Source organism: Amycolatopsis sp. NPDC098790 (assembly GCF_044759945.1).
Classification (GTDB): Bacteria; Actinomycetota; Actinomycetes; order Mycobacteriales; family Pseudonocardiaceae; genus Amycolatopsis.
The window spans coordinates 511,919-533,874 of record NZ_JBIWAI010000008.1 but is presented as its reverse complement, the minus strand read 5'-3'; the positions used below and the strand labels follow the sequence as shown (position 1 = coordinate 533,874).

At 70.3% G+C, this 21,956-nt stretch carries 21 protein-coding genes; 9 read left to right on the top strand and 12 right to left on the bottom strand.

Going from position 1 to position 21,956, the window contains the following annotated elements; all coding sequences use genetic code 11:
- On the top strand, positions 1 to 995 hold a 995-nt coding region (locus ACIQWX_RS45810; protein WP_400885317.1), incomplete at its 5' end, for a family 2B encapsulin nanocompartment shell protein.
- Complete coding sequence (locus tag ACIQWX_RS45805) at positions 992 to 2,008, top strand: family 2 encapsulin nanocompartment cargo protein polyprenyl transferase (RefSeq protein ID WP_400885315.1); 1,017 nt, start codon at positions 992 to 994, stop codon at positions 2,006 to 2,008. The genes ACIQWX_RS45810 and ACIQWX_RS45805, both read left to right, overlap by 4 nt.
- Before the next feature lie 84 nt (positions 2,009 to 2,092).
- Here ACIQWX_RS45805 and ACIQWX_RS45800 read toward each other — a convergent pair whose 3' ends face one another.
- Entirely contained in the window at positions 2,093 to 3,214 is a 1,122-nt protein-coding gene (locus ACIQWX_RS45800; protein WP_400885312.1) for a CapA family protein, read from the bottom strand.
- 371 nt (positions 3,215 to 3,585) lie between these two features.
- On the opposite strand from ACIQWX_RS45800, the gene ACIQWX_RS45795 reads away from it, so the two are divergent.
- The 5 genes from ACIQWX_RS45795 (at position 3,586) to ACIQWX_RS45775 (ending at position 8,996) form a co-directional block, all read left to right on the top strand.
- Positions 3,586 to 4,560, top strand: coding sequence for a substrate-binding domain-containing protein (locus ACIQWX_RS45795; RefSeq protein ID WP_400885310.1), 975 nt, complete (start codon positions 3,586 to 3,588; stop codon positions 4,558 to 4,560).
- 71 nt (positions 4,561 to 4,631) lie between these two features.
- Positions 4,632 to 6,170 (top strand): sugar ABC transporter ATP-binding protein, encoded by a 1,539-nt coding sequence (locus tag ACIQWX_RS45790; protein WP_400885308.1) that lies wholly within the window; start codon positions 4,632 to 4,634, stop codon positions 6,168 to 6,170.
- Positions 6,167 to 7,192: an ABC transporter permease gene (locus ACIQWX_RS45785; RefSeq protein ID WP_400885306.1), complete on the top strand. Its 1,026-nt coding sequence runs from the start codon at positions 6,167 to 6,169 to the stop codon at positions 7,190 to 7,192. The genes ACIQWX_RS45790 and ACIQWX_RS45785 overlap by 4 nt, the downstream gene beginning before the upstream one ends.
- Complete coding sequence (locus ACIQWX_RS45780) at positions 7,189 to 7,845, top strand: FadR/GntR family transcriptional regulator (protein WP_400885304.1); 657 nt, start codon at positions 7,189 to 7,191, stop codon at positions 7,843 to 7,845. Before ACIQWX_RS45785 ends, ACIQWX_RS45780 begins: the two co-directional genes overlap by 4 nt.
- Before the next feature lie 71 nt (positions 7,846 to 7,916).
- Positions 7,917 to 8,996: a glycoside hydrolase family 88 protein gene (locus ACIQWX_RS45775; protein WP_400885301.1), complete on the top strand. Its 1,080-nt coding sequence runs from the start codon at positions 7,917 to 7,919 to the stop codon at positions 8,994 to 8,996.
- Positions 8,997 to 8,998: 2 nt separating this feature from the next.
- Here the strand turns inward: ACIQWX_RS45775 and ACIQWX_RS45770 are convergent, their stop codons facing one another.
- The 6 genes from ACIQWX_RS45770 to ACIQWX_RS45745 form a co-directional block, all read right to left on the bottom strand.
- Positions 8,999 to 10,309 (bottom strand): DNA polymerase IV, encoded by a 1,311-nt coding sequence (locus ACIQWX_RS45770; protein ID WP_400885299.1) that lies wholly within the window; start codon positions 10,307 to 10,309, stop codon positions 8,999 to 9,001.
- A gap of 1 nt (position 10,310) precedes the next feature.
- Positions 10,311 to 10,622, bottom strand: a complete 312-nt coding sequence (locus ACIQWX_RS45765) for a transcriptional regulator (RefSeq protein WP_400885298.1) — start codon at positions 10,620 to 10,622, stop codon at positions 10,311 to 10,313.
- Positions 10,619 to 11,236 carry a hypothetical protein gene (locus tag ACIQWX_RS45760; protein ID WP_400885295.1) on the bottom strand — a complete coding sequence of 206 codons (618 nt, stop codon included), beginning with the start codon at positions 11,234 to 11,236 and terminating at the stop codon, positions 10,619 to 10,621. The genes ACIQWX_RS45765 and ACIQWX_RS45760 overlap by 4 nt, the downstream gene beginning before the upstream one ends.
- A 57-nt stretch (positions 11,237 to 11,293) precedes the next feature.
- Positions 11,294 to 12,025 carry an ABC transporter permease gene (locus ACIQWX_RS45755; RefSeq protein WP_400885294.1) on the bottom strand — a complete coding sequence of 244 codons (732 nt, stop codon included), beginning with the start codon at positions 12,023 to 12,025 and terminating at the stop codon, positions 11,294 to 11,296.
- Positions 12,022 to 12,921, bottom strand: coding sequence for an ABC transporter ATP-binding protein (locus ACIQWX_RS45750; RefSeq protein WP_400885292.1), 900 nt, complete (start codon positions 12,919 to 12,921; stop codon positions 12,022 to 12,024). Before ACIQWX_RS45750 ends, ACIQWX_RS45755 begins: the two co-directional genes overlap by 4 nt.
- 154 nt (positions 12,922 to 13,075) lie before the next feature.
- The gene (locus tag ACIQWX_RS45745; protein WP_400885289.1) at positions 13,076 to 14,656 is read right to left on the bottom strand and encodes an alpha/beta hydrolase; all 1,581 of its coding nucleotides are present in this window, start codon (positions 14,654 to 14,656) and stop codon (positions 13,076 to 13,078) included.
- Positions 14,657 to 14,800: 144 nt separating this feature from the next.
- Between ACIQWX_RS45745 and ACIQWX_RS45740 the strand changes: the two genes are divergently transcribed.
- Entirely contained in the window at positions 14,801 to 15,973 is a 1,173-nt protein-coding gene (locus ACIQWX_RS45740) for a macrolide family glycosyltransferase (RefSeq protein ID WP_400885287.1), read from the top strand.
- Here the strand turns inward: ACIQWX_RS45740 and ACIQWX_RS45735 are convergent.
- The 5 genes from ACIQWX_RS45735 to ACIQWX_RS45715 are packed head-to-tail and all read right to left on the bottom strand — an operon-like array spanning position 15,961 to position 20,697.
- The gene (locus tag ACIQWX_RS45735; RefSeq protein ID WP_400885284.1) at positions 15,961 to 16,350 is read right to left on the bottom strand and encodes a hypothetical protein; all 390 of its coding nucleotides are present in this window, start codon (positions 16,348 to 16,350) and stop codon (positions 15,961 to 15,963) included. The two genes, ACIQWX_RS45740 and ACIQWX_RS45735, sit on opposite strands and share 13 nt — an antisense overlap.
- A gap of 44 nt (positions 16,351 to 16,394) precedes the next feature.
- Positions 16,395 to 18,113 carry an aminotransferase class V-fold PLP-dependent enzyme gene (locus ACIQWX_RS45730; RefSeq protein WP_400885281.1) on the bottom strand — a complete coding sequence of 573 codons (1,719 nt, stop codon included), beginning with the start codon at positions 18,111 to 18,113 and terminating at the stop codon, positions 16,395 to 16,397.
- Positions 18,110 to 18,877, bottom strand: coding sequence for an amino acid ABC transporter ATP-binding protein (locus tag ACIQWX_RS45725; RefSeq protein ID WP_400885278.1), 768 nt, complete (start codon positions 18,875 to 18,877; stop codon positions 18,110 to 18,112). The genes ACIQWX_RS45730 and ACIQWX_RS45725 overlap by 4 nt, the downstream gene beginning before the upstream one ends.
- A complete protein-coding gene (locus ACIQWX_RS45720) occupies positions 18,870 to 19,748 on the bottom strand; it encodes an amino acid ABC transporter permease (RefSeq protein ID WP_400885358.1) in 879 nt (292 codons plus the stop codon). The genes ACIQWX_RS45725 and ACIQWX_RS45720 overlap by 8 nt, the downstream gene beginning before the upstream one ends.
- A gap of 1 nt (position 19,749) precedes the next feature.
- Complete coding sequence (locus ACIQWX_RS45715) at positions 19,750 to 20,697, bottom strand: ABC transporter substrate-binding protein (RefSeq protein WP_400885275.1); 948 nt, start codon at positions 20,695 to 20,697, stop codon at positions 19,750 to 19,752.
- Between the two features lie 96 nt (positions 20,698 to 20,793).
- Here ACIQWX_RS45715 and ACIQWX_RS45710 point away from each other — a divergent pair, with 96 nt between their 5' ends.
- On the top strand, positions 20,794 to 21,777 hold the full coding sequence (locus ACIQWX_RS45710) for a Gfo/Idh/MocA family protein (RefSeq protein WP_400885272.1): 984 nt from the start codon (positions 20,794 to 20,796) through the stop codon (positions 21,775 to 21,777).
- Positions 21,778 to 21,956 lie beyond the last annotated feature (179 nt).

The window sequence follows — 21,956 nt, the reverse complement described above, 5'->3', positions numbered from 1 at the left end:
ACGGCAAAGTCACCCAGCACGGCCGCGGCGAATACGGCGACGAAACCCACCTCGGCACCCTCACCGACGGCGACCACTTCGGCGCCGAACTCCTCGCCCGCGACAACGCCACCTGGCGCTTCACCGCCCGCGCCGCGACGCGCGTCATCGCGCTGGTGCTGCCGGCCACGGCTTACGCAAGGCTCAACGGCCGGTCCGAATCACTGCGGACGCACGTCGCCGAGGCCGCCGGACGGCCGCGGAAACCGGCGAACAAGGCCGGTGAGGCCGCCATCGACCTGTCGGCCGGCCACGACGGCGAGCCGATCCTGTCCGGTACCTACGTCGACTACGACCCTTCGCCGCGCGAGTACGAACTGGCCGTCGCGCAAACCGTGTTGCGTGTCCACAACCGCGTCACGGATCTCTACAACAACCCGATGAACCAGCTCGAACAACAGCTGCGGCTGACCGTGGAAGCGTTGCGGGAGCGGCAAGAACACGACCTGGTCAACAACACCGACTTCGGGCTCCTGCACAACACCGACCTCAAGCACCGGCTGACGACCCGCACCGGGCCGCCCACGCCGTTGGACCTCGACGACCTGCTTTGCCGGCGCCGCAAGACGAAGTTCTTCCTCGCCCACCCCCGCGCCATCGCCGCGTTCGGCCGCGAATGCACGCGGACCCGCGTCTACCCGGACACGACGTTGCTCGACGGCAAGCGCGTCATGGCCTGGCGCGGCGTCCCGATCCTGCCGTGCGACAAGATCCCCGTCACCGACACCGGCACGACGTCGATCCTCGCCATGCGGACGGGCGAAGACGACGCCGGCGTCATCGGGCTCCGGCCGAAATCCCTGCCGGACGAATACCAGCCGGGGCTGAACGTCCGGTTCCTGGGCATCAACGACCGGGCCGTGACGTCCTATTTGGTCAGTGCCTACCACTCGGCCGCGGTGCTGGTGCCGGACGCGCTCGGCGTGCTCGACGACGTCGAGGTCGGCCGCTCATGACCACCATGGACTCCCGGACCGCCTCCCGGCCGATCGCCGACGTCCTCGCGTGGAGCAAGGGCCTGGTCGACCCCGCGTTGCGCACCGCGGCCGACCGGCTGCCCGACGCGATGCGGCGGATCGCCGGCTACCACTTCGGGTGGGAGGACGCGCGCGGCGAGCCGTCGTCCGCGGACGGCGGCAAGGCGCTGCGGCCGGCGATGGTGCTGCTGTGCGCGGAAGCGGCGGGCGGCGATCCCGCGGCCGCCGTGCCCGCCGCCGTCGCGGTCGAGCTGGTGCACAACTTTTCGCTGCTGCACGACGACGTCATGGACGGCGACACGACCCGGCGGCACCGGGCGACGGCGTGGACGGTGTTCGGCACCGGCCCCGCGGTCCTCGCCGGGGACGCGTTGCTGAGCGTGGCGTTCGAACTGCTGACGCCCGAGGGCGCGAAGCTGCTGTCCCAGGGCGTGCTCGACCTGCTGGAAGGGCAGGCCGCGGACGTGGACTTCGAGCAGCGCGACGACGTGACGCCGGCGGAGTGCGTCCGGATGGCGAACGGCAAGACGGCGGCGCTGATCGCGGCCTCGTGCCAGTTGGGCGCGCTGCTCGCGGGGCGGCCGGACGCGGTGGCGCGGTTCGGCGAGTTCGGCCGGTCGGTCGGGCTGGCGTTCCAGCACGTCGACGACCTGCTCGGCATCTGGGGCGACCCCGCGTCGACGGGGAAGCCGGTGTTTTCCGACCTGCAGAACCGCAAGAAGTCGCTGCCGGTGGTGACGGCGTTGTCGTCGGGGACGGCGGCGGGCGCGGAGCTGGCGGAGCTGTACGCGGGGACGGACCCGTTCACGGACGCCGAGCTGGCCCGCGCGGCTGCTTTGGTCGACGAGGCGGGCGGGCGCCAGTGGAGCCAGGCCCAGGCGGCTGCCTTGGTGGCGAAGGGGTTGCGTGAGCTGGCGGCGGTCAACCCGGTTCCGCGGCCGGCGGCGGAACTGGCGGCGTTGGCCCGGCTGATCACGACCCGCACGCACTGAGCTGAAGGGCACCTTCGTTGCATCCGACGTCAGGAAGGTGCCCTTCAGCGCGTCTCATGCACTGAAGGGCACCTTCAGCCCGTCTCACTTGCCGGGGCGGGTCAGGCCGTCCTTGTCGGCGTCCAAGCTCAAGATGTTCTTGTCCGTGTCGCCCAACGCCTTCGTGACCTGCGCAGACGCCGGCGATGTCGACAAGTCGAGAAGGCGGATCGGGGCGTCGAGCTTGATGTAGGTCGGGATGTACTCGGCCTTGTCGACCTTCCAGCGGTCGCCGTCGCGCACGAACCGGAAGCGGGCCGCCGCGCCTTCCTCCGTGTCGCCCTTCGGTTCCGAGTGGCGGGCGACGCTGTTGCCGAGCCCGTACGCGACCCACTTGTCCCCGATCTTCTCGAACGGCTGGACCACGTGCGCGTGGTGGCCGACGATCAGGTCGACGTCGTCCGAGGCCAGGATCTTCTTCGCCTGCGAACGCTGCTCGGCCGTCGGGTCGTGCTGGTACTCGACACCCCAGTGCAGGCTCGCGATCACGACCTGCGCCCCCGCCTCGCGGGCCTTGCGAGCCGACGCCAGGACGTCGTCGACGTCGATCTGGTTGGCCAGCCACGGCTTCCCGGCCGGCACCTTGATCCCGTTGAACCCGAAGGCGTACGACACCTGCGCGACCTTCACGCCGTGGACGTCCATGACCAGCGGTTTCGCCGCCTCCGCCGCCGATCGCGCCGAGCCGGTGTGCTTGATCCCGGTCTCGTCGAGCTTGTCCAGCGTCCGCTTCACGCCGTCGGCACCCTGGTCGATCGTGTGGTTGGACGACGTCGAGCACGTGTCGTAGCCGGTGTCCTTGAGCGCGTCGGCGATCTCCGGCGGCGCGCTGAACGACGGGTACCCGCTGTACGGCCCGCCTTCCGGCGCCAGCGGCGTCTCGAGGTGGCAGATCCCCAGGTCGGCGCTGGAGATCAGCGGCTTGATCCCGGCCAGCAGCGGCCGGTAGTCGATCTTCCCCTTGCCGTCGGCCTCGGCCTGCTCGGTCAGCGCCGGGTGGATCAGGACGTCGCCGGTCGCGACGACGCTGAACGAGCCATCCGGGGCAGCCGAAGAAGACGGCGTCTCGGGGAAGGGCGTCGGCGCCGGGCCGGACTGCGGTGGAGTGCTGCAGGCGGCCGCCAGGACGGCGACGCCGGCCAGCGCGGCGACGCGGATCTTCGTCATCGGTCCCCCTCGCAGACGGTGGTCCGGCCATCCTGCCAGCCGGGCGAACCCGGCAGAGACGGCATCCCGGTCACCAAAAACTTCCACCACAGTCGACAACACCGATCAGAACATTCGCACAAGACAAAACCGGACAACGCGCAGGACAGCAGGGAAAAAATACGATAAATGACGCCCACTCGTGCCACGATGCAACTACGGAGAGTAGGTCTCGCTCCGCTAACTGCGGCTTGACGCTCCACGAACGGGTGTTTTGTAATACCAGTCACTCAGCGGCGCCCGCGCGCGCCACTCGACCCCCGGCCTCCTTGGGAGCAACGATGTCCCCACACTCGCACAGGCTGCGCGCCTGGAGCGCTGTTGGTTGTTGTTTGATTTCCGGTGTCCTGATGGCTTCCTGCTCCTCCGGCAAGGACACCGCCGCCCCGCAGCAGCAGGCTCCCGCCAACGGCAAGATCACCCTCTACTACCTGCAGAAACAGGGTGACCAGCAGTACTTCGTCGAGCAGGCCCAGGGCGCGCAGGAGAAGGCGAAGGAGCTCGGCGTCGAGCTCAAGGTCGTCAACCTCGGCCAGGACGCCAACAAGGCGATCACCGAACTCGACGCGGCGGTCGCGCAGGGCGCCAACGGCGTCGCCATCGTCGTCCCCGACCAGGCCATCGGCCCGCAGGTGATCGACAAGGCCAAGAGCGCGGGCATCCCGCTGATCGCCTCCGACGACGTCATCAAGGACGGCTCGGGCGCGAAGGCCCCGTTCGTCGGCTTCAACGGCAGCCAGATGGGCGACTCGGTCGGCACCGAGGCCGGGAAGCTGTTCAAGGCCGCCGGCTGGACCGCCGCCGACACCAAGATCATCAGCGCCTACAAGCAGGACCTCACCGTCTGCACCGACCGCGTCGGCGCCGCGAAGTCCGCGTTCGCCAAGGCGGCGGGGGCCGAGGTCCCGGTGATCGACGTCGGCACCGACAACTCGCCCGTCGACGCGCAGAACCGCTCCGGCGCGGTGATCAGCTCCAACCCGGGCGTCAAGCACTGGGTCGTCTGGGGCTGCAACGACGAGAACGAGACCGGTGTCGTGACGGCGCTGGCCAACTCGGGCGTGCAGGCGAACAACATCATCGGCGTCGGGCTCGGCGCGTACCTCGACTGCAAGGACTGGGCCGCGGGCAAGGACACCGGCAACAAGTCCGCGCTCTACATCTCCGGCGCCGAGGTCGGCCGCTCGGCGATCCAGGTCCTCGTCGACAAGGTGAAGAACGGCAAGGAGCTGCCCGCGGAGACGATCGCGAAGACCACGATCGTCAACAAGGACAACTACAAGCAGGCCGGCGTCAACTGCACCTGACCGAACTTCCCCGGGGCGGCACTTTCACGTGAAAGTGCCGCCCCGGGGACTCCACCGCTCGAAGGGCGACCATGTCCTCCTCTCCACCCGCGCTCGCCGTCGAGGGCATCGGCAAGCGCTTCTCCGGCGTCACCGCCCTGGACGACGTCTCGCTGGAGATCCGCTCCGGTGAAGTCCTCGCGCTGATGGGCGAGAACGGCGCCGGGAAGTCGACGCTGCTGCGCGTCCTCTCCGGCGACCAGGGCCCCGACGACGGCCGGCTCCTCCTCGACGGCACCGAGGTCGCGTTCGACACCCCGCGCGCGGCGATGGCCGCCGGGGTCCGCGTGATCTACCAGGAACCCGAGATCATCCCGCACGTTTCGGTGGCGGAGAACGTCTTCGTGGGCGAACTGCCCGCGAAGGGCCGGGTCTTCAACCGCCGCACGCTCATGAAGGCGACGCACGACGCACTCGCCGAGTACGGCTTCGAAGGCGTACTCAACCCGGCCACGCTCGGCGTCGCCCTCTCCGCGGCGCAACGCCAGCTCGTCGAGATCCTGCGCGTCCTCACCGCGGCCACGCCGCCGAAGGTGATCGCGTTCGACGAGCCGACGTCGTCGCTGTCGGAACACGAGGTCGAGGCGCTGTTCCGGCTGATCGGGCGGCTGCGCGACAGCGGGGTCGCGGTCGTCTACGTCTCGCACCGGATGAAGGAGATCTTCCAGCTCGCCGACCGCGTCGCCGTGCTGCGCGACGGCAAGCTCGTCGGCGTCCAGCAGGTCGCGGAGACCGACGAGCCCGGCCTGGTCCGGATGATGATCGGCCGCGACCTGTCGGCCCTCGAGCGCCGCGTCACGCAGGACACCGGCGACGTCGTGCTGAAGCTCGACGACGTCACGACCGACGACGTCACCGGCATCTCCCTGCAGGTCCGCGCGGGCGAGGTCGTCTGCCTGGCCGGGCTGGTCGGCGCCGGACGCTCGGAGCTGGCGCGCGCGATCGTCGGCGACCTGCCGATCCGGTCCGGGACCGTCACGCTCGACGGGAAGCGGCTTCGCGCGCACAACCCGGGTGACGCGGTCAAAGCCGGCATCGGCTTCGCACCCGAAGAGCGGAAGACGGACGCGTTGCTGATGCAGCGGTCCGTACGCGACAACGTCTCCATCGCCGTCCTCGACCGCCTTCGCCGCTTCCGTGTGGTGAAGCGGGCGAAGGAACGCGCGCTCGTCGAGGAGTACGTACGCGAGCTTCGCGTGCGGACGCCGTCGATGGAGCAGGAAGTCCGCAAGCTCTCCGGCGGCAACCAGCAGAAGGCCGTCCTCGCGCGCTGGCTCGCTCGGCGGCCGAAGCTGCTGATCCTCGACGAGCCGACCCGCGGGGTCGACGTCGGCGCGAAGGCCGAGATCTACCGGATCATCGACGGCCTCGCCGCGGAGGGCATCGCGCTGCTGGTCATCTCCTCCGACCTGCCCGAGGTGCTGACGCTCGCCGACCGCATCCTCGTCATGCGGGCCGGGCGGCTGGCGGGCGAGATCGGCCGCGAAGAGGCGACCGAGGAAGCCGTGCTGACCCTCGCCATCCCCGAAACCGAACCAGCCGTGGAAGAAGCCCAGGAGATCGGCGCATGAGCACCCCAACGAAGGAAACGTCGGCTCCCGCCGCCCCGGCGCAGCCGAGCGCCGCACGCCGCGTGCTGACCGGCATCGGCGTGCAGAACTCCAGCCTGATCATCACGCTGATCGCGTTGATCGTGCTGCTGAGCATCCTGAACGACAACTTCCTGCGCACCAACAACCTGCTGCTGATCGGCAGCGCGATCACCATCATGGGGCTGCTCGCCCTGGTCCAGACGCTGGTGATCATCCTGGGCGCGCTGGACATCTCGGTCGGCTCGATGGCCGGGCTCGCGTCGGTCATCTCCGCGATGGTGTTCACCTCGACCGGCAACGCCGAGGTCGGCATCCTCGCCGCGATCGGCATCGGCATCGTCTGCGGCCTGATCAACGGCATGATCATCATCTTCGGCCGGGTCAACCCGGTCGTCGCGACGCTGGCCATGCTCGCCACCTACAAGGGCGTCGCGCAGGTCATCTCGGACGGCAAGTCGCAGGGCTACACCGGCGGCGACGACCTGTTCATCTTCCTGGCCAAGGGGTCCGTGCTCGGGCTGCCGTCGCTGGTGTGGGTGTTCCTGATCGTCGCGGCGCTGCTGCACTTCCTGCTGAAGTACACCGACATCGGCCGCAACGTCTACGCCATCGGCGGCAACGACACGGCGGCGCGGCTGGCCGGCATCAACATCAACCGGTACATCATCGGCGTCTACGCGCTCGCCGGCGTGGTCGCGGCGGTCGCGGGCATCCTGATCACCGCGCGCACCGGCTCGGGCCAGCCGGTCTCCGGATCGGAGGGCCTGGAGCTGCAGGCCGTCACCGGTGCCGCGCTCGGCGGGACGATGCTCAAGGGCGGCCGCGGGTCGATCATTTCGACGGTGCTCGCGGTGATCATCCTGGGCGTGCTCGACAACGGCATGTCCGGCCTCGGCATCAACCCGTTCTGGCAGAACGTCGCCCACGGCGCCCTGCTCGTGATCGCGGTCGTGCTGCAGCAGCTGCGCAGCGGGGAGCGTCGCGTCGGCCTGCCCGAGTGAATCTCCACGCGCGCATCGTGGACGAGCTGGGGAGGCTCATCGTCGAAGGCGTCCTCGGGGACGGGCAGCCGCTCGTCCCCGAGGAGCTCGGCCGCCGCTTCGCCGCGTCCCGGACGGTGGTCCGCGAGGCGCTGCGCGTGCTGGAGTCCAAGGGCATGGTCACCGCGCGGCCGCGGGTCGGCACGTGGACGCTGCCGCCCGACGCTTGGGACGCGATCGACCCGGACGTCATCGCCTGGCGCGTCAACGGTCCCGACCGCCCGCGGCACCTGCGTGAGCTGGCGGAACTGCGGCTGGCGATCGAACCGCAGGCGGCGCGGATGGCGGCGCAGCACCGGCGTCCGGACGAGCTTTCGGCGATGGCGGCGGCTTACGAGCTGATGGCGGACGCGGTCGAGCGGGCCGACGCCGAAGCGTTCCGGGAGGCCGATTCGGGGTTCCACGCGGCGCTGATCCGGGCGTCCGGCAACGCGCTGATCGCGCAGCTGCAGGTCCCGGTCGTCGCGGCGCTGCGGGCGCACGGCGAGCCGCTGGAATTGATGGCCCACTCCCGGGTGCTGACGCTGGTGCTGGCGAAGAACGCCGACGGCGCCGAGTCGGCGGCCCGCCGGCTGCTGGAAACCGTTGCGCCGTACCGCTCACCGGCACCTTGACACGCCCAGCGGGAAGCGCTTCACTCGCTGCGACCGACCCGCCGCCATGACGTGCTGAGGAGGACGCATTCATGCGTTTCCCGGGTATTCGTGGTTTCGGCGTGCTCGCGGCCGCGGCCGTGGCGGGCAGCCTGCTGACGGCGCCGGTCGCTTCCGCCGCCGAGTCCTGCGCCGTTTCGGACGAAATGGTCGCCGCGGGCAACTACTGGGCGGCGAACGGGACGAACCCCGACCCGGCCGACTGGCAGAACGCGACGTTCCACGTCGGCAACCTGGCCCTGGTCCGGACCACCGGCCAGTCCAACCACAAGACGTACCCGTGGGCCCAGGCCAACGGCTACCAGCTGCCGTCCGACCCGAAGCGGCCGTTCTTCCCGGACAACCAGGCGGCCGGCGAGGCGTACCTGGACCTGTACACGTACTTCCACCCGGAGATCCCGCTCGACTCGATCCGCACGCGCATCAAGGACGAGGTCGCGTCGGTGCAGGCGGGGCACCGGGACTACTGGAACTACGTGGACGCGCTGAACATGGCGATGCCGTCGTTCGCGCGGATGAGCGTGATCGACCACGATCCGTCCTATTTGGACGCGATGGACAAGCTGTTCTCTTATTCGGAGCACAAGCTGTTCAACGAGTTCACCGGTCTCTGGTACCGCGACGAGCGGTTCAAGGGCTCGGGCGTGTTCTGGTCCCGCGGCAACGGCTGGGCACTGGCGGCGCTGACGAAGGTGCTGCAGGTGCTGCCGACGGACGACCCGCGCCGGCCGGAGTACCTGCGGGTGTTCAAGAAGATGGCGTTCTCGCTGTCCTTGCTGCAGCGGCGTGACGGCTTCTGGAACGCCGACCTGCTGAACCCGTGGAACCACGGCGGCCCGGAGACGAGCGGCACGGCGTTCTTCACGTACGGCATCGGCTGGGGCATCGGCGCAGGCATCCTGGACGCGTCCCGCTACCGCCCGGTGGTCGACAAGGCGTGGACGGCGTTGTCGACGAAGGCGTTGCAGCCCAGCGGGTTGGTGGGTTACGTCCAGCCGGTGGGCGACCGCCCGGCGACGGCTCACGCGACCGACACGTCGGCGTTCGGCGTGGGTGCGTTCCTGCTGGCGGGCCAGGAAGTGGCCAAGCTGCAGGGCTGCTCGGCGGAGTAGGCCTACTTCAGGCAGTCCCCGGGATCGCCGCGCGTCAGGGCCGGGTCCGACTGGGGGAAGGTGCGGGCCAAGCCAGGTCCGGAGGAACGGTGTTCGAAGCGGACCGTCACCCGGCCGTGGCCCGCGCCCTGCACCCAGCCGGTTCCGTACTCGGCGTGCACCACGTCGTCGCCCTGGCGCCACTCCGACGGCGGGGCGGCTACCGGCGCCGGGGCCGCGACCACCGTCGACGTCGAAGGCACCGAAGGCGCCGCCAAGGTGAACAGCGCGTCCTGGTGCGGCACCGACAACCCGCTGTACGCCACTCCCGCCAAGCGGATCCCGCCGAACTCCGCCGGGTCCAGCAACAGCCTCTCCGCCACCGCCGACAACTCCGCCAAGTCGTCGGTCGGGGCGGAGATCGTCTCCGAGCGGGTCACCGTGTGCATGTCCGTGTGCCGCAGCTTGATCACCACCGTCCGCGCCACGCGCTCGGCCTTCACCAGCCGCTTGTGCGCCCCCACCGCGATCCGCCGGACCTCGGCGCGCAACGACGCCAGGTCGATGATGTCCGTGTCGAACGTCGTTTCCGCGCTGACCTGCTTGGTCTCGCCGCGGTCGGCCACCGGGCGGTCGTCGAACCCCGTCGCCAGGCGGCGCAGGTCGCGGCCGACCACCCCGCCCAGCGTCGCCACCGCGTCCTGTTCGGACAGTGCCGCCAGCTGGCCGAGCGTCTGGACGCCGATGAACCGCAGCTTCCCCTCCGCCACCGGGCCGATCCCCCACAGCGCGCGCACCGGCAGCGGCGCGAGGAACTCGCGTTCGGTGCCCTGCGGCACCACCAAGAGCCCATCGGGCTTGGCCTCGTCGGACGCGATCTTGGCGATCTGCTTGCCGTTGCCCGCACCGATCGACGCCACCAGCCCGGTCTCCGCGCGAATCCGGGCCCGCAACGAAGCACAGAACGACGTGACCCCTTCGAAAGAAGCGCCGGTCAGCGAAGGCGGTTCGGCGAACGCTTCGTCGAGGGAAATCTTCTCCAGCACCGGCGCCACCGACGTGACGACGGCGAACACCTCCTGGCTGAGCCGCTCGTAGACGCGGAACCGCGGCGGCACGATCACGCCGTTCGCCGGGAGCAGCCGGCGCGCCTGGGCCATCGGCATCGCCGACTTGATGCCGAACGCCCGCGACTCGTAGCTCGCGCCCGCGACGACGCCGCGGGGCCCGAGCCCGCCGACGAGCACCGGGCGCCCGGCCAGCGTCGGGCGGGTGAGCTGCTCGGCCGACGCGTAGAAGGCGTCCAGGTCGAGGTGGATCACCCAGCGGGCCACGTCATTCCCCGCCGGTGACGTCCAGCAGCTGCTGCAGTGCCTTGGTGTAGTTCTCGAACGCCGCGCGCCCGGCCGCGGTCAGCCGGACCAGCGTGACCGGCGTGCGGTGCTCGTAGGCCTTGGTGATCTCGACGTACTCGGCGTCCTCGAGCTTGCGCAGGTGCGTCGAGAGGTTGCCCGCGGTCATGTCCAGGAGCTGCTGCAGGCGCGGGAAGGTGATCTGGTCGCCGGTGTGCAGCCCCGCGAGCGCGACCGTGACGCGCAGCCGCGCCTGGGCGTGGATGACCGGGTCGAGCTGCGGCAGTTCGCTCATCGCGACTTCTTCTCGCGCACGAAGTACACGATCGACGCGAGCAGGAAACCGCCACCGCCGCAGACGGTCAGCACCAGGAAGTTGGCCGGGAACCCGACCAGCACGCTCAGCGCCGAGGACACGATCATCCACGCGCCGAGGCCGTACATCAGCTTGTCCTGCCAGAGCATGCCGCCCGCGAGGTACATGACCCCGGTGAGCAGGAGCCAGGTGCCCGACCACAGCAGCGACACCTGGTCGGAGGTCAGCGTGCCGAACTGCGTGATCCGGACGTCGACGACGGTCAGCCCGGTCGAGACGAGCGCCCAGCTGTAGCCGTACATCGCCCCGACGGTCTTCGACGGGCCGCGGATCCCCCGCGCGGCCCGGGCGCTGACGTAGCCGGTGTAGACCATCGCGGCGACGAACAGCACGGCGACGAGCACGCCGCCGACCCAGCCGGGGATGCTCTCGGTCCGCGTCGCGAAGTAGGTGAAGCCCCAGCCGACGATCCAGGCGAAGGCCCACGCGGCGAGCATGCGCGCGGGGCCTCCGCCCAGTTCCCGGCGGTTGCGCCGGTTCTGCTGGGCGATCAGGTTCAGTGACTCCTCCGCCGACAACGGCTCGTCGTCCACCCGCTCCGCCCTTCGTCCGCGCAGACCCCTCAGTACTGCACGGAGGTTAACAACCATTCACAGCCTGGCCGTGTCCAGCCGGAACCGGCGCACCACGATCAGGGCCGGCACGACCAGCCAGCCGGCCAGCACGAGCACCGCCACGCCGGTCCCACCGGCGTGGACCAGGGGTTCGAGGCCCACCCGGCCGAGCCAGAACGTCGGGAAGAAGTGCGCGAGCGTCGCCATCCAGTCCGGGAGGACGTACAGCGGGATCCACAGGCCGCCGAGCATGCCCAGCGGCATCATCAGCGCGCCGGTGACCGCGCCGACCGTGTCGCCCTTGCCGAACAGCCCGATGGCCAGGCCGAGCACGGCGAACGGGAGCACGCCGAGCCACAGCGACACCAGCACCAGGCCCCACTGGCCAGCGGTCAGGTGCACCCCCATCGCCAGCCCGGCGACGAACACCACGACCAGCACCGGCAGCGCGACCGCCATCGCGGAGGCGACCTTGACGACCAGGTAGCCGGGCCCGCGCATCGGCGTCAGGCGCAGCTGGCGCTGCCAGCCTTCGGTGCGCTCCTGCGCCACCCGGGTGCCGGTGAACAGCGCGCCGCCGCTGGCGCCGTACGCGGCGAGCTTGATCATCGTCTCGACGTTCGCCGGGATGCCGCTCGGCGTGGCCAGCTTGCCGAAGATCGAGCCGAACAGGACGAACATGGCCACCGGCATGCCGATGGTGAAGATCGTGAACTGGGGACTGCGGACGATCCGCTTGATCTCCAGGCTCAGGTACGTCGTGTTCACGCGGCGGCCTCCTCGGCGGTCAGCGCCAGGAAGGCTTCTTCGAGCCCGAGCGCGGTGATTTCGATGTCGGCCGCCTGCGGGAACTCCGCCAGCAGCGCGCGGATGGCGGCGTCGGAGTCGGCGCAGGCCAGCTCGGCGCGACCGGCCCGCAGCTGGACGCTCGTGACGCCGGCCAGCCGTGCCAGGTCGCCTTCGGCGGCACCCGGGACGGCGGCCTTGAGCACCCGCCCGGACACCGCGGCCCGGACCTCGGCGACCGGTCCGTCGGCGACGACCACGCCGTGGCGCATCAGCACGACGCGGTCGGCGTAGTCCTCGGCTTCGGCGAGGTAGTGCGTCGCGAACAGCACGGTCCGGCCGCCGGCGGCGTACTCGCGGATGGCCGCCCAGAACGCGCGCCTGCCGTCGACGTCCATCGCGGCGGTGGGCTCGTCGAGCACGAGCAGCTTCGGGTCGCCTGCCAGGGCGAGGGCGAACCGGACGCGCTGGCGTTCGCCGCCGGAGAGCTTGCCGCAGCGGCGTTTCACGAGGTTTTCCAGCCCCGCGCGGGCGATCACCTCGCTCGCCGGCAACGGGTTCGCGTGCGTCGAGACGACGAGGTCGACGATCTCGCCGACCGTGACGTCGCCCAGCAGCGCGCCGTTCTGCATCATGGCGCCGACGAGCCCCCGGTCGACGGCCTCGCGCGGGCTGCCACCCTCGACCGTGACGGCTCCCGCGTCCGGCCTGGTGAGCCCGAGCAGCATGTCGACGGTGGTCGACTTGCCCGCGCCGTTCGGCCCGAGCAGCGCGACGACCTCCCCGCGGGCGACTTCGACGGACACCCCGTCGACGGCCGTGACGCCGCCGAACCGTTTGGTCAGGCCCGTCAGCGCGAACGCCGGTCCCCCAGTCATGGCGTCCCTCCCTTCTCCACTTTGAAACGCAAACTCGACCCGCACTTTGTAACACAAAGTCCGCGCAGGTTCAAAGCCCTCGGTGCCGGGAAGTATGAAAAACGGGGTGCCGGGCACTGGGCCCGGCACCCCGTTCAGGAGCGGTTTCCGCAGGTCAGCCGGTGAACCGGCCCGACACGAGACCCTGCGTGGCCGCGGCGTCGGCCTTGGCCGCGGCCGGTGCCGGGGGCGTCGGCTGCGGCAGCGGGGCGCACTCGACGTCGGCCGTGCGGCCCGGCTTGCGGGCCGGGAGGGCACCGGTCGCCAGGTAGTCGGCGATCTTGTTGTCGACGCACGCGTTGCCGCGCGGGGTGATCGCGTGGCTGGTGCCGCCCGGCTCCGCGATCAGCGACGCGCCCGGGAAGCGGCTGCGGACCTCGAGGCTGCCCGGGAACGGCGTCGCCGCGTCGAGCGTCTCGTCGATCATCAGGACGCTCTGGACGCCGCGACCGTCGACCTTGGTCGGCTTGCCTGCCTTCGCGGGCCAGTAGAGGCAGGGCGCGTTGAACCAGGCGTTCTGCCAGGTGAAGTACGGCGCCTTGGCGAAGGTCTGCCAGTTGTCGCGCTTCCACTGGTTCCAGCTGGTCGGCCACTGGACGTCGGTGCACTGGACGGCGAGGTAGACCGCGTAGCCGTTGTCGTCGCCGCGGCCGCCGAAGGCCTCGAACAGCGACTTCCAGTTCTGCCAGTCACCCTGGTTGACGAACCGGGACAGCGCGTCGCCCAGCAGCGTCCACCGCAGCTGGTAGTAGCTGGCCTGCTGGATGACGTCGAGGATCTCGTCCGGGCCGATCACGCCGCCGGCGGGGTTGAAGGTCGTCTTCAGCAGCTGCTCGTTGACCACGCGCTGCACAGCGGCCTGGGTCTTGCCGAGGTGGTAGACGTCGTCGTGCTGGGCGAGCCAGCCGAACCAGATGAGGATGTTCTTGTCGAAGGCGACGTCCTGGTTGAGGTTGTCGCCGTACCAGACGCCGCGCGGGTCGACGGTCGAGTCGAGCACCATCCGGCGGACGTTCTTCGGGTAGAGCGTGCCGTAGACCTGGCCGAGGTAGGTGCCGTAGGAGTAGCCGTAGAAGTTCAGCTGCTTCGCGCCGAGCGCCTGGCGGATGGAGTCCATGTCCTTGACCGTGTCGGTCGTCTTCATGTTCTCCAGCAGGGCCTTCGGGTTGTTCTTCGCGCAGGCCTCGGCGTAGCCCTTGGAGCGGGCGAGCCAGGTCTTTTCGAGCTGCGGCGTGACCGGCGCGTAGACCGGCCGGTTGTAGTCCATGTAGTTCGGGTCGCAGCTCAGCGCGGGCTTGCTCGAGCCGACCCCGCGCGGGTCGAAGCCGATCCAGTCGTAGGCGTCGCCGGCGTGGTTGGGCACGCGGGGCCCGCGGGTGGCGAGCAGCAGGCCGGAACCGCCGGGGCCACCGGGGTTGGTCAGCATGACGCCCTGGTACTGCGCGTCGGGCACCGTGTGCTTGACGCGGTCGACGGCGAGCTGGATCTTGCCGCCGTGCGGCTTGGAGTAGTCGAGCGGCACGTCGAGGAACCCGCATTCGGCTCCGGCGGCGACGAGCGTGGGATCGGTGCACGGCCCCCAGGCGATGGTCCCGGCTTGCGGCGCGGCGGCCGCGGGCGCGGCGGTCGCGGCCGGCGCACTCACGAGCGCGGCCGCCACCGCGGCGGAGACCGCGGCGATCAAGACACGTCTCACTGTTTTCTCCCTTTCCCCTGCGGCTTCGGGCGGGAGAACCCTAGACCCGCGCCGGGTTTTCGGGCAGGGCAAGCGGGGCAGGGCCCTACTAAAGGCGGAAATCGGATGGTGCGGGCGGTTCGGGATCCCCTACGGTCGATGATCATGGCGCGCAAACACATCGTCGTGGTCGGCTGCACCGCACCGAGCCACGTCTACCCGTCGCTGGGCCTGGTCGGCGAGCTGGTCCGGCGCGGCCACCGGGTCTCCTACGTGATCGGCGAACCACTGGCGCCACTGGTCGCGCCGACCGGCGCTTCGGTGGTGACGCACCCGACGATCTTCCCGCTCGGCGAAGCGGCGGAGTGGCCGGAAGACCCGGCCGAGGCGATGCGCGTCTTCCTCGACGAAGCGATCGCGATCCACCCGCGGCTGACGTCGGCGTTCGACGACGACCGCCCCGATCTCCTGCTGTACGACATCGGCGGTCTGGGCGCACCGCTGCTCGGCGTGCGGTACGGCGTCCCCGCGGTGCAGCTGTCGCCGACCCTGGTGGCGTGGGACGGCTACGACGAGGAGATGGCCGAGGTGATGGCCCCGATCAAGGCCTCACCGTCCGGAGTGGACTACGCGGAGACCTACCGTTCCTGGTTGCGCGCCAACGGGGTTTCCGCCGATCCGTGGGAGTGGATCGGCCACCCGTCCCAGGTCCTGTCGCTGATCCCGCGGGCGCTGCAGCCCCACGCGGACCGCGTCGGCCTGCACGTCCGGTTCGTCGGGCCGTGCCTGGACCCGTCGCGGCTGGCCGACCGTTCGTGGACGCCACCGGCTTCGGGCCGCCGGGTGCTGCTGGTGTCGTTCGGGACGGCGTACAACGACCAGCTCGACGTCTACCGCGCCTGCGTCGAGGCGTTCGCTTCCGATTGGCACGTCGTGATTTCGCTCGGCAAGCACGTGCCGCCGGACGCGCTCGGGCCGCTGCCGGAGTCGGTGGAGGTGTACGAGAGCGTGCCGCAGCTGGCGGTGCTCGAAGCGGCATCGGCGTTCGTGACGCACGCGGGCATGGGCGGGGCGACGGAAGCCCTGTGGTTCGGGGTGCCTACGGTGGCGATCCCGCAGGCTGTGGACCAGTTCGGCAATGCGGCTCAGCTGGAGGCGCTGGGGGTGGGCCGGCACCTGCCGGCCGATGCGGTGACGGCGGAGTCGTTGCGGGCGGCGGTGGACGAGGTGACGTCGTCGGCTTCGGTGGCCGCGCGGCTGGCGGAGCTGAAAGCCGAGGTCCGCGGGCACGGCGGGGTCGGCGCGGCGGCGGACGCGGCCGAGTCCTACCTCGCTTGAGCGTGCCGCTGGACGAACGCCTCGATCAACTGCTGGCGCTCCGCCGAAGACGCCCGTTCCAGCTCCACCGTGTCGCCGTCGATCGTCACCTTGATCTTGTGCTTGCCCGCCTGGCGGCCCAGCCACTCCTTCAACGTCTCCACCAAACCGGGGAACACGCCGCCCGCCGCGCTGAACGCCACCAGCAGCGAGCCCACCGTCACCGGGTCCGCCGCCTTCGCGCCCGCCGGGGCCTCGGCCGGCAGCGCGTGGAGGTCGACGTCCAGCTCGCCCAGCTCCGCGCGCAGCCGGCGGGCGAGGCGGTCGAGCTCCTCCGCGTCCGCCTCGTCGTCCGCTTCGAGCCGCACCAGGGCGCGCCGGGTATCCGGTTCGGTCATGCGCGCCATGGTGCGCCCCGGAACGCGTGCGGGCAATGCCCCGATCAGGCGCGGATCTCGTTGAGGTAGTTGTAGATCGTGTAGCGCGTGACGTCGAGGCGGCCCGCCAGGTGGTCGACCGCGTCCTTGATCAGGAAATAACCGGCTTCGTCGAGCTCCCGGACCACGGCCGCCTTGTGCCGCTTCTTCATGAGGTCCACCGGGATCCCGGCCTTCGTCACCGCGCGGTCGACCAGGAACCGTTGCAGGCTGTCGACGTCCGGTGGGAAAGTCTCCGGCTCGCCGGTGCCGTTCACCGAAGCCGACGCGTCGACGCTGTTGACGCACAGGCAGCCGACCGCGACCCCGTCGGCGTCGCGCAGGAACAGCGTCGACGACCGGATCGCGCGGCCGTCCGGGCCGTGCGTGCGGTAGTTCGTCAGGTCCTGTGTGGTGCCGCGGCGGACCAGGCCGAGCAGCAGGTCGGTCATCGGGCCGCCGACGCTGCGGCCGGTCAGGTCGCCCGCGATGGCGACGATCGAGTCCGGCAGCCGGCTCAGGTCGTGCAGCAGGACCTCGTTGCCCGGCCCGAGCATCGCCGCGAGGCCCGGGATCGCCGGGACCAGCGCCGTCAGCACCTCGTGCGTCGTCGCACCGGCAGCTGGGACGACCAGCGGTTCCCGTGGCTTGGTCAACGTCTCCAACGCTTCGCGGAGCAGATCCGCCGCGGCGGCCGGGGTCGACGCGTGCGGCGAGAGCCGGACGTGCTCGGGACGGACGGTCGCGGCGATCCCCGCGTTCGCCAGCGCCGCGCCGACCTGCTCGGCGGGGTGGCCGGGCAGCGTGAACGCCAGGATCCCCGCGCGCCGGTCGACCGCCGAGACGACCTCCGCACCACACGACGACAAGACCTCTTCGAAGGAGGTCAGCCGCTCGGCGATCCGGGCCGCGATCGCGCCGACGCCGGCGTCCTCGACCAGCTCGAGGGCCTCGGCGAACGCGCCGGACGTGATCGGGCTGAGGTTGGAGATCGACCAGGCCTGCGCGGTCGCGTCCGGCGGGTGGATCTCGTCGTCGAACAGGCCGGGGTCGCGCGCGCCGGTCCAGCCCGACAGCACCGGGTCCATCCGCTCCAAGGCGCGGTCGGACAGGACTGCGAAGCCGGTGCCCCAGCCCGCGCGCAGCCACTTCTGCCCGCCGACGATCAGGACGTCGGCGACCTCCCACGGCTCCTCGACGACGCCGAAGCCCTGGATGCCGTCGACGACCAGCAGCCGGTCGCCGACGACGTCGCGCAGCGCGGCGAGGTCGGCGCGGTAGCCCGTGCGGAAGTCGACGGCGCTGACGCTGACCGTCGTGATCTCCGGCGTCAACGCCTCCGCGACGCGCTCAGGTGTCACGTAACCGCTGGTCAACCGGTGCACTCGCAGCCGTCCGGCCTGTTCGGCTCGCGCCCAGGGATACGTGTTGGCGGGGAACTCAGCCGCCGACACGAGCACGTCGCCAGTGCTGTTGAACGCCGCTTGGAACAAGCCGAGGCTGGTGTGCGGGAGCAGCACGGTGTGGTCGGTGTCCGAACCGGACAGCCGCGCGGCGGCGGCCTTGGCGCGGACCTCCTGCCGCATCAGCTCGTCCACAGTGGACGGACCGGCGGTGGTGGCCTGGTCGAGCAGGGCGGCCGTCGTGTCGAGCACGGCGTGCGACGGCGGGCCGAAGCGGGCGAAGTCGAGGTAGCCGGCCGGCTCGTCGAACTGGAGCAGGTACCGGGGTGGGATCCGCGTCACGCGAGGATCCTCGCCAGGAACTGCCGGGTCCGCTCGTGCTTCGGCGCGCTCAAGACCTCCGACGGCGGCCCGGTCTCGACGACGGCGCCGTCGGCCAGGAACACCACCTCGTCGGCGGCCTCCGCGGCGAAGCTCATCTCGTGCGTCACGACGACCATCGTCATCCCCTCCCCCGCCAACGTACTCATCACTTCCAGCACTTCACCGACCAGCTCCGGGTCGAGCGCGGACGTCGGCTCGTCGAACAGCATCAGCTTCGGCTTCATCGCCAGCGACCTCGCGATCGCTACGCGCTGCTGCTGCCCACCGGACAGCTGCGCCGGGTAGGCGTCGGCGCGGTGCGCGAGGCCGACGCGGTCGAGCAGCTCGAGGCCCTGCTTGCGCGCCTCGTCCGGTTTGAGGCCGAGCACCCGGATCGGGCCCTCGACGACGTTCTCCAGCGCGGTCCGGTGCGCGAACAGGTTGAACCGCTGGAACACCATGCCGATGTCGCGCCGCTGGCGCGCCACCTCGCGTTCGCGCAGTTCGTACAGCTTCCCGCCGCGCTGCCGGAAGCCGATCGGCTCGCCGTCGACCCAGATCTGGCCGGCGTCGATCGTCTCGAGGTGGTTGATGCAGCGCAGGAACGTGCTCTTCCCGGCGCCGGACGGCCCGAGCAGGCAGACGACCTGTCCCTTGTGGACTTCCAGGTCGATGCCGCCGAGGACTTCGGTGTGGCCGTACGACTTCTTGACGCCGACGGCGCGCAGCAGTGGTTCAGACACGGGCACTCCTCACCAGCGGCACACCGCGCAATGCCTTGCCGGCGCGGGAAAGCGGCCCGCGGTCGGCCTGCCCGAACGAACGTTCCAGGTAGTGCTGCCCGACTCCCGCGACGGTCACCACGACCATGTACCAGACGGCCGCGGCCAGCAGCGTCTCCATGACCAGGAGGTTGTTGGACGAGATGTTGTTGGCCGCGTGGATCAGCTCGGTCACGCCGATCACCGACGCCATCGACGTGCCCTTGAGCATGTTGATGAAGTCGTTGCCGGTCGGCGGGATGATCACGCGCATCGCCTGCGGCAGGACGACCCGGCGCAGCGTCGCGGCCGGCGTCATGCCGATCGACTTCGCGGCTTCGGTCTGTCCACTGTCGACGCTGTTGAGCCCGGCCCGGACGATCTCGGCCATGTACGCGCTTTCGTTGAGCGCCAGGCCGAGGAACGCGGCGGTGAACGCGCTGATCAGCACGTTCGTCTGCTCGTGGACGAGGAACGGGATGTCGATCACCGGGAAGACGAGCGCCAGGTTGTACCAGAGCAGGATCTGCAGCAGCACCGGCAGGCCGCGGAAGATCCAGATGTAGCCGGCGGCGAACCACCGCGCGACCGGGTTGGCGCTGCGGCGCAGCAGGGCGATGACGATGCCGAGCACGATCGCGACGGCCTGGGACAGCACGGCGAGCACGACGGTGTTGAGCAGGCCGGTCGCCATCACCTTGTAGAAGACGAAGTCCGGGACCTGGTTCCACTCGATCTGCGCGTTGCCGAGCGCGATGCCCAGCAGGACGAGCAGGGCCAGGATGATCACCGCGGCGACCCACCGGCCCCAATGGCGGAGCCGGACGATCGGGAGTGGCTCAGGAGCCGCCACCTCACTGTCCGCCATTGACCGCGGCCTCCTTGATCGCGCCCTGCTCGACGCCCCAGGCCTGCAGGATCTTGCCGTAGGTGCCGTCGGCGATCAGGGCCTGCAGTGCCTTCTGGACGGAGTCGCGCAACGCCGTGTTGGCCTTGTTGACGCCGATGCCGTACGGGCCGCCCTCGATCGGCTCGCCGGGGACGACCTCGAAGAACTTGCCCTCGCCCGCCGTCCGCGAGATGTAGACGGCGCTGGGCAGGTCGTTGAGGATCGCGGCGACGCGGCCGGTGCGCAGCTGGTTCTGGTTCTGGTTGTCGCTGTCGGTCGCGGTGACGGTCAGCGCGGGCTTGCCGGCCTGCGTGCACTTGGTGCTCTGCGCCTCGGCGAACTTCTGGTGGCTGGTGCCCTGCACGACGGCGACGTTCTTGCCGCAGAGCGTGTCCGGGCCGGTGATGCCGTCCGGGTTGCCCTTGCGGATCATGATCGTGATGCCCGAGGTGAAGTAGTCGACGAAGTCGATCTGCGCCTGGCGGGCCTTGGTGTCGTTCATGCCGGCCATGGTCAGGTCGATGCGGCCGGACTGGAGGCTGGTGATCAGCGAGCCGAAGGCCATGTCCTGGTGGGCGACGGGGACGCCGAGCTTGGCGGCGATCGCCTTGGCGAGGTCGACCTCGTAGCCGATGGGGGTCTTGCCGTCGGCGGCGTAGAAGTTGTTGGGCGCGGACTGCAGGTTCGAGGCCAGGTGCAGGCCCGCGGACTTGACGTTGTCCGGCAGAGCCGCGTTGAGCTGGGCGTCCTTCTGCACGCCCTGGACGATCGCGGCGGTGTCCGGGATGCCGGACGCGGGTGCGCCGGCGGCCTGCGACGTCCCGCCCGCGCCGTCCGGACCACCACCGCACGCGGTCACCAGCACGGCGACGCTCGCCAGCAACACCGCCTGCACGGCACGAGAACGGGACATAACGGACCTCCACTGTTCGGCTGGCCGGAACGGTACAACTCGTTGTTGAAGAGGTCAACTGGCTGTTGAAATCCATGTCGGTGCTAGCTTCGCGGCATGAGCCTGCGGATCGGCATCCTGGGGGCGGCTCGCATCGCCCCCGCTGCCCTGGTCAAGCCCGCTTTTTCGCAATCGTCGGTGTCGGTCGCCGCGGTCGCCGCGCGGTCTCTGGATCGGGCGCAAACGTTTGCTTCGCGGCATCGGATCCCCACCGCGTACGGGTCCTACGAGGAGTTGCTGGCGGATCCGGACCTCGACGCGGTGTACAACCCGCTGCCGAACGGCCTCCACGGCCACTGGACCCGGGCGGCGCTGGCGGCGGGCAAGCACGTGCTGTGCGAGAAGCCGTTCACGGCGAACGCTTCGGAAGCTCGCGAGATCGCGTCGCTGGCTGCCGCGTCGGACCGCGTCGTGATGGAGGCGTTCCACTACCGCTACCACCCGCTGGCGCTGCGGGTGGAGGAGCTCGTGGCATCGGGCGAGCTGGGCCGCTTGGAGCACGTGGAGACGGCGGTGTGCTTCCCGCTGCCGAAGTTCTCGGACATCAGGTACAAGTACGAATTGGCGGGCGGCGCAACGATGGACGCGGGCTGCTACGCGGTCCACATGGCCCGCGTGTTCGGCGGCGAGACACCTTCGGTGGTGTCGGCTTCGGCTCGCTTGAAGTCACCGAAGGTCGACCGGGCGATGACGGCGGAGTTGCGCTACCCGTCGGGCCACACGGGCCGGGTGACGTGCTCGATGTGGTCGTCGTCGGTGCTTCGGATCAGCGCTGTGGTGACCGGGTCGCGCGGGTCTGTTTCGGTGGTGAATCCGCTGATGCCGCAGATGTACCACCGTTTCGTGGTCAAGATCGACGGGGTGAGGCGCACGGAGAAGTTCCCCCGCCGGGCAACGTACGAGTACCAGCTGGACGCCTTCGCGGCGGCGGTACTGGAGGGCGCACCGGTGAAGACCTCGGCGGCGGACGCGGTGGAGACGATGACGGTGATCGACGAGATCTACCGCGCGGCGGGGCTGCCGCTGCGCGAACCGAGCTGAGCACACACATCAGCGAGGGCCAACCGGCAGTCGGCAACGCAAGCCGGCCAACAACGTCACCAGACCTCCCCCGCCCCTCATCCCAGCCTTCCCTTCGGCCGGGGGGGGGGGGGGGGGGGGTGGGCGGGATACCCCGCGCGCAAAGACCAAACCCCCCCCGCCGCAAAAAAAACCACGGG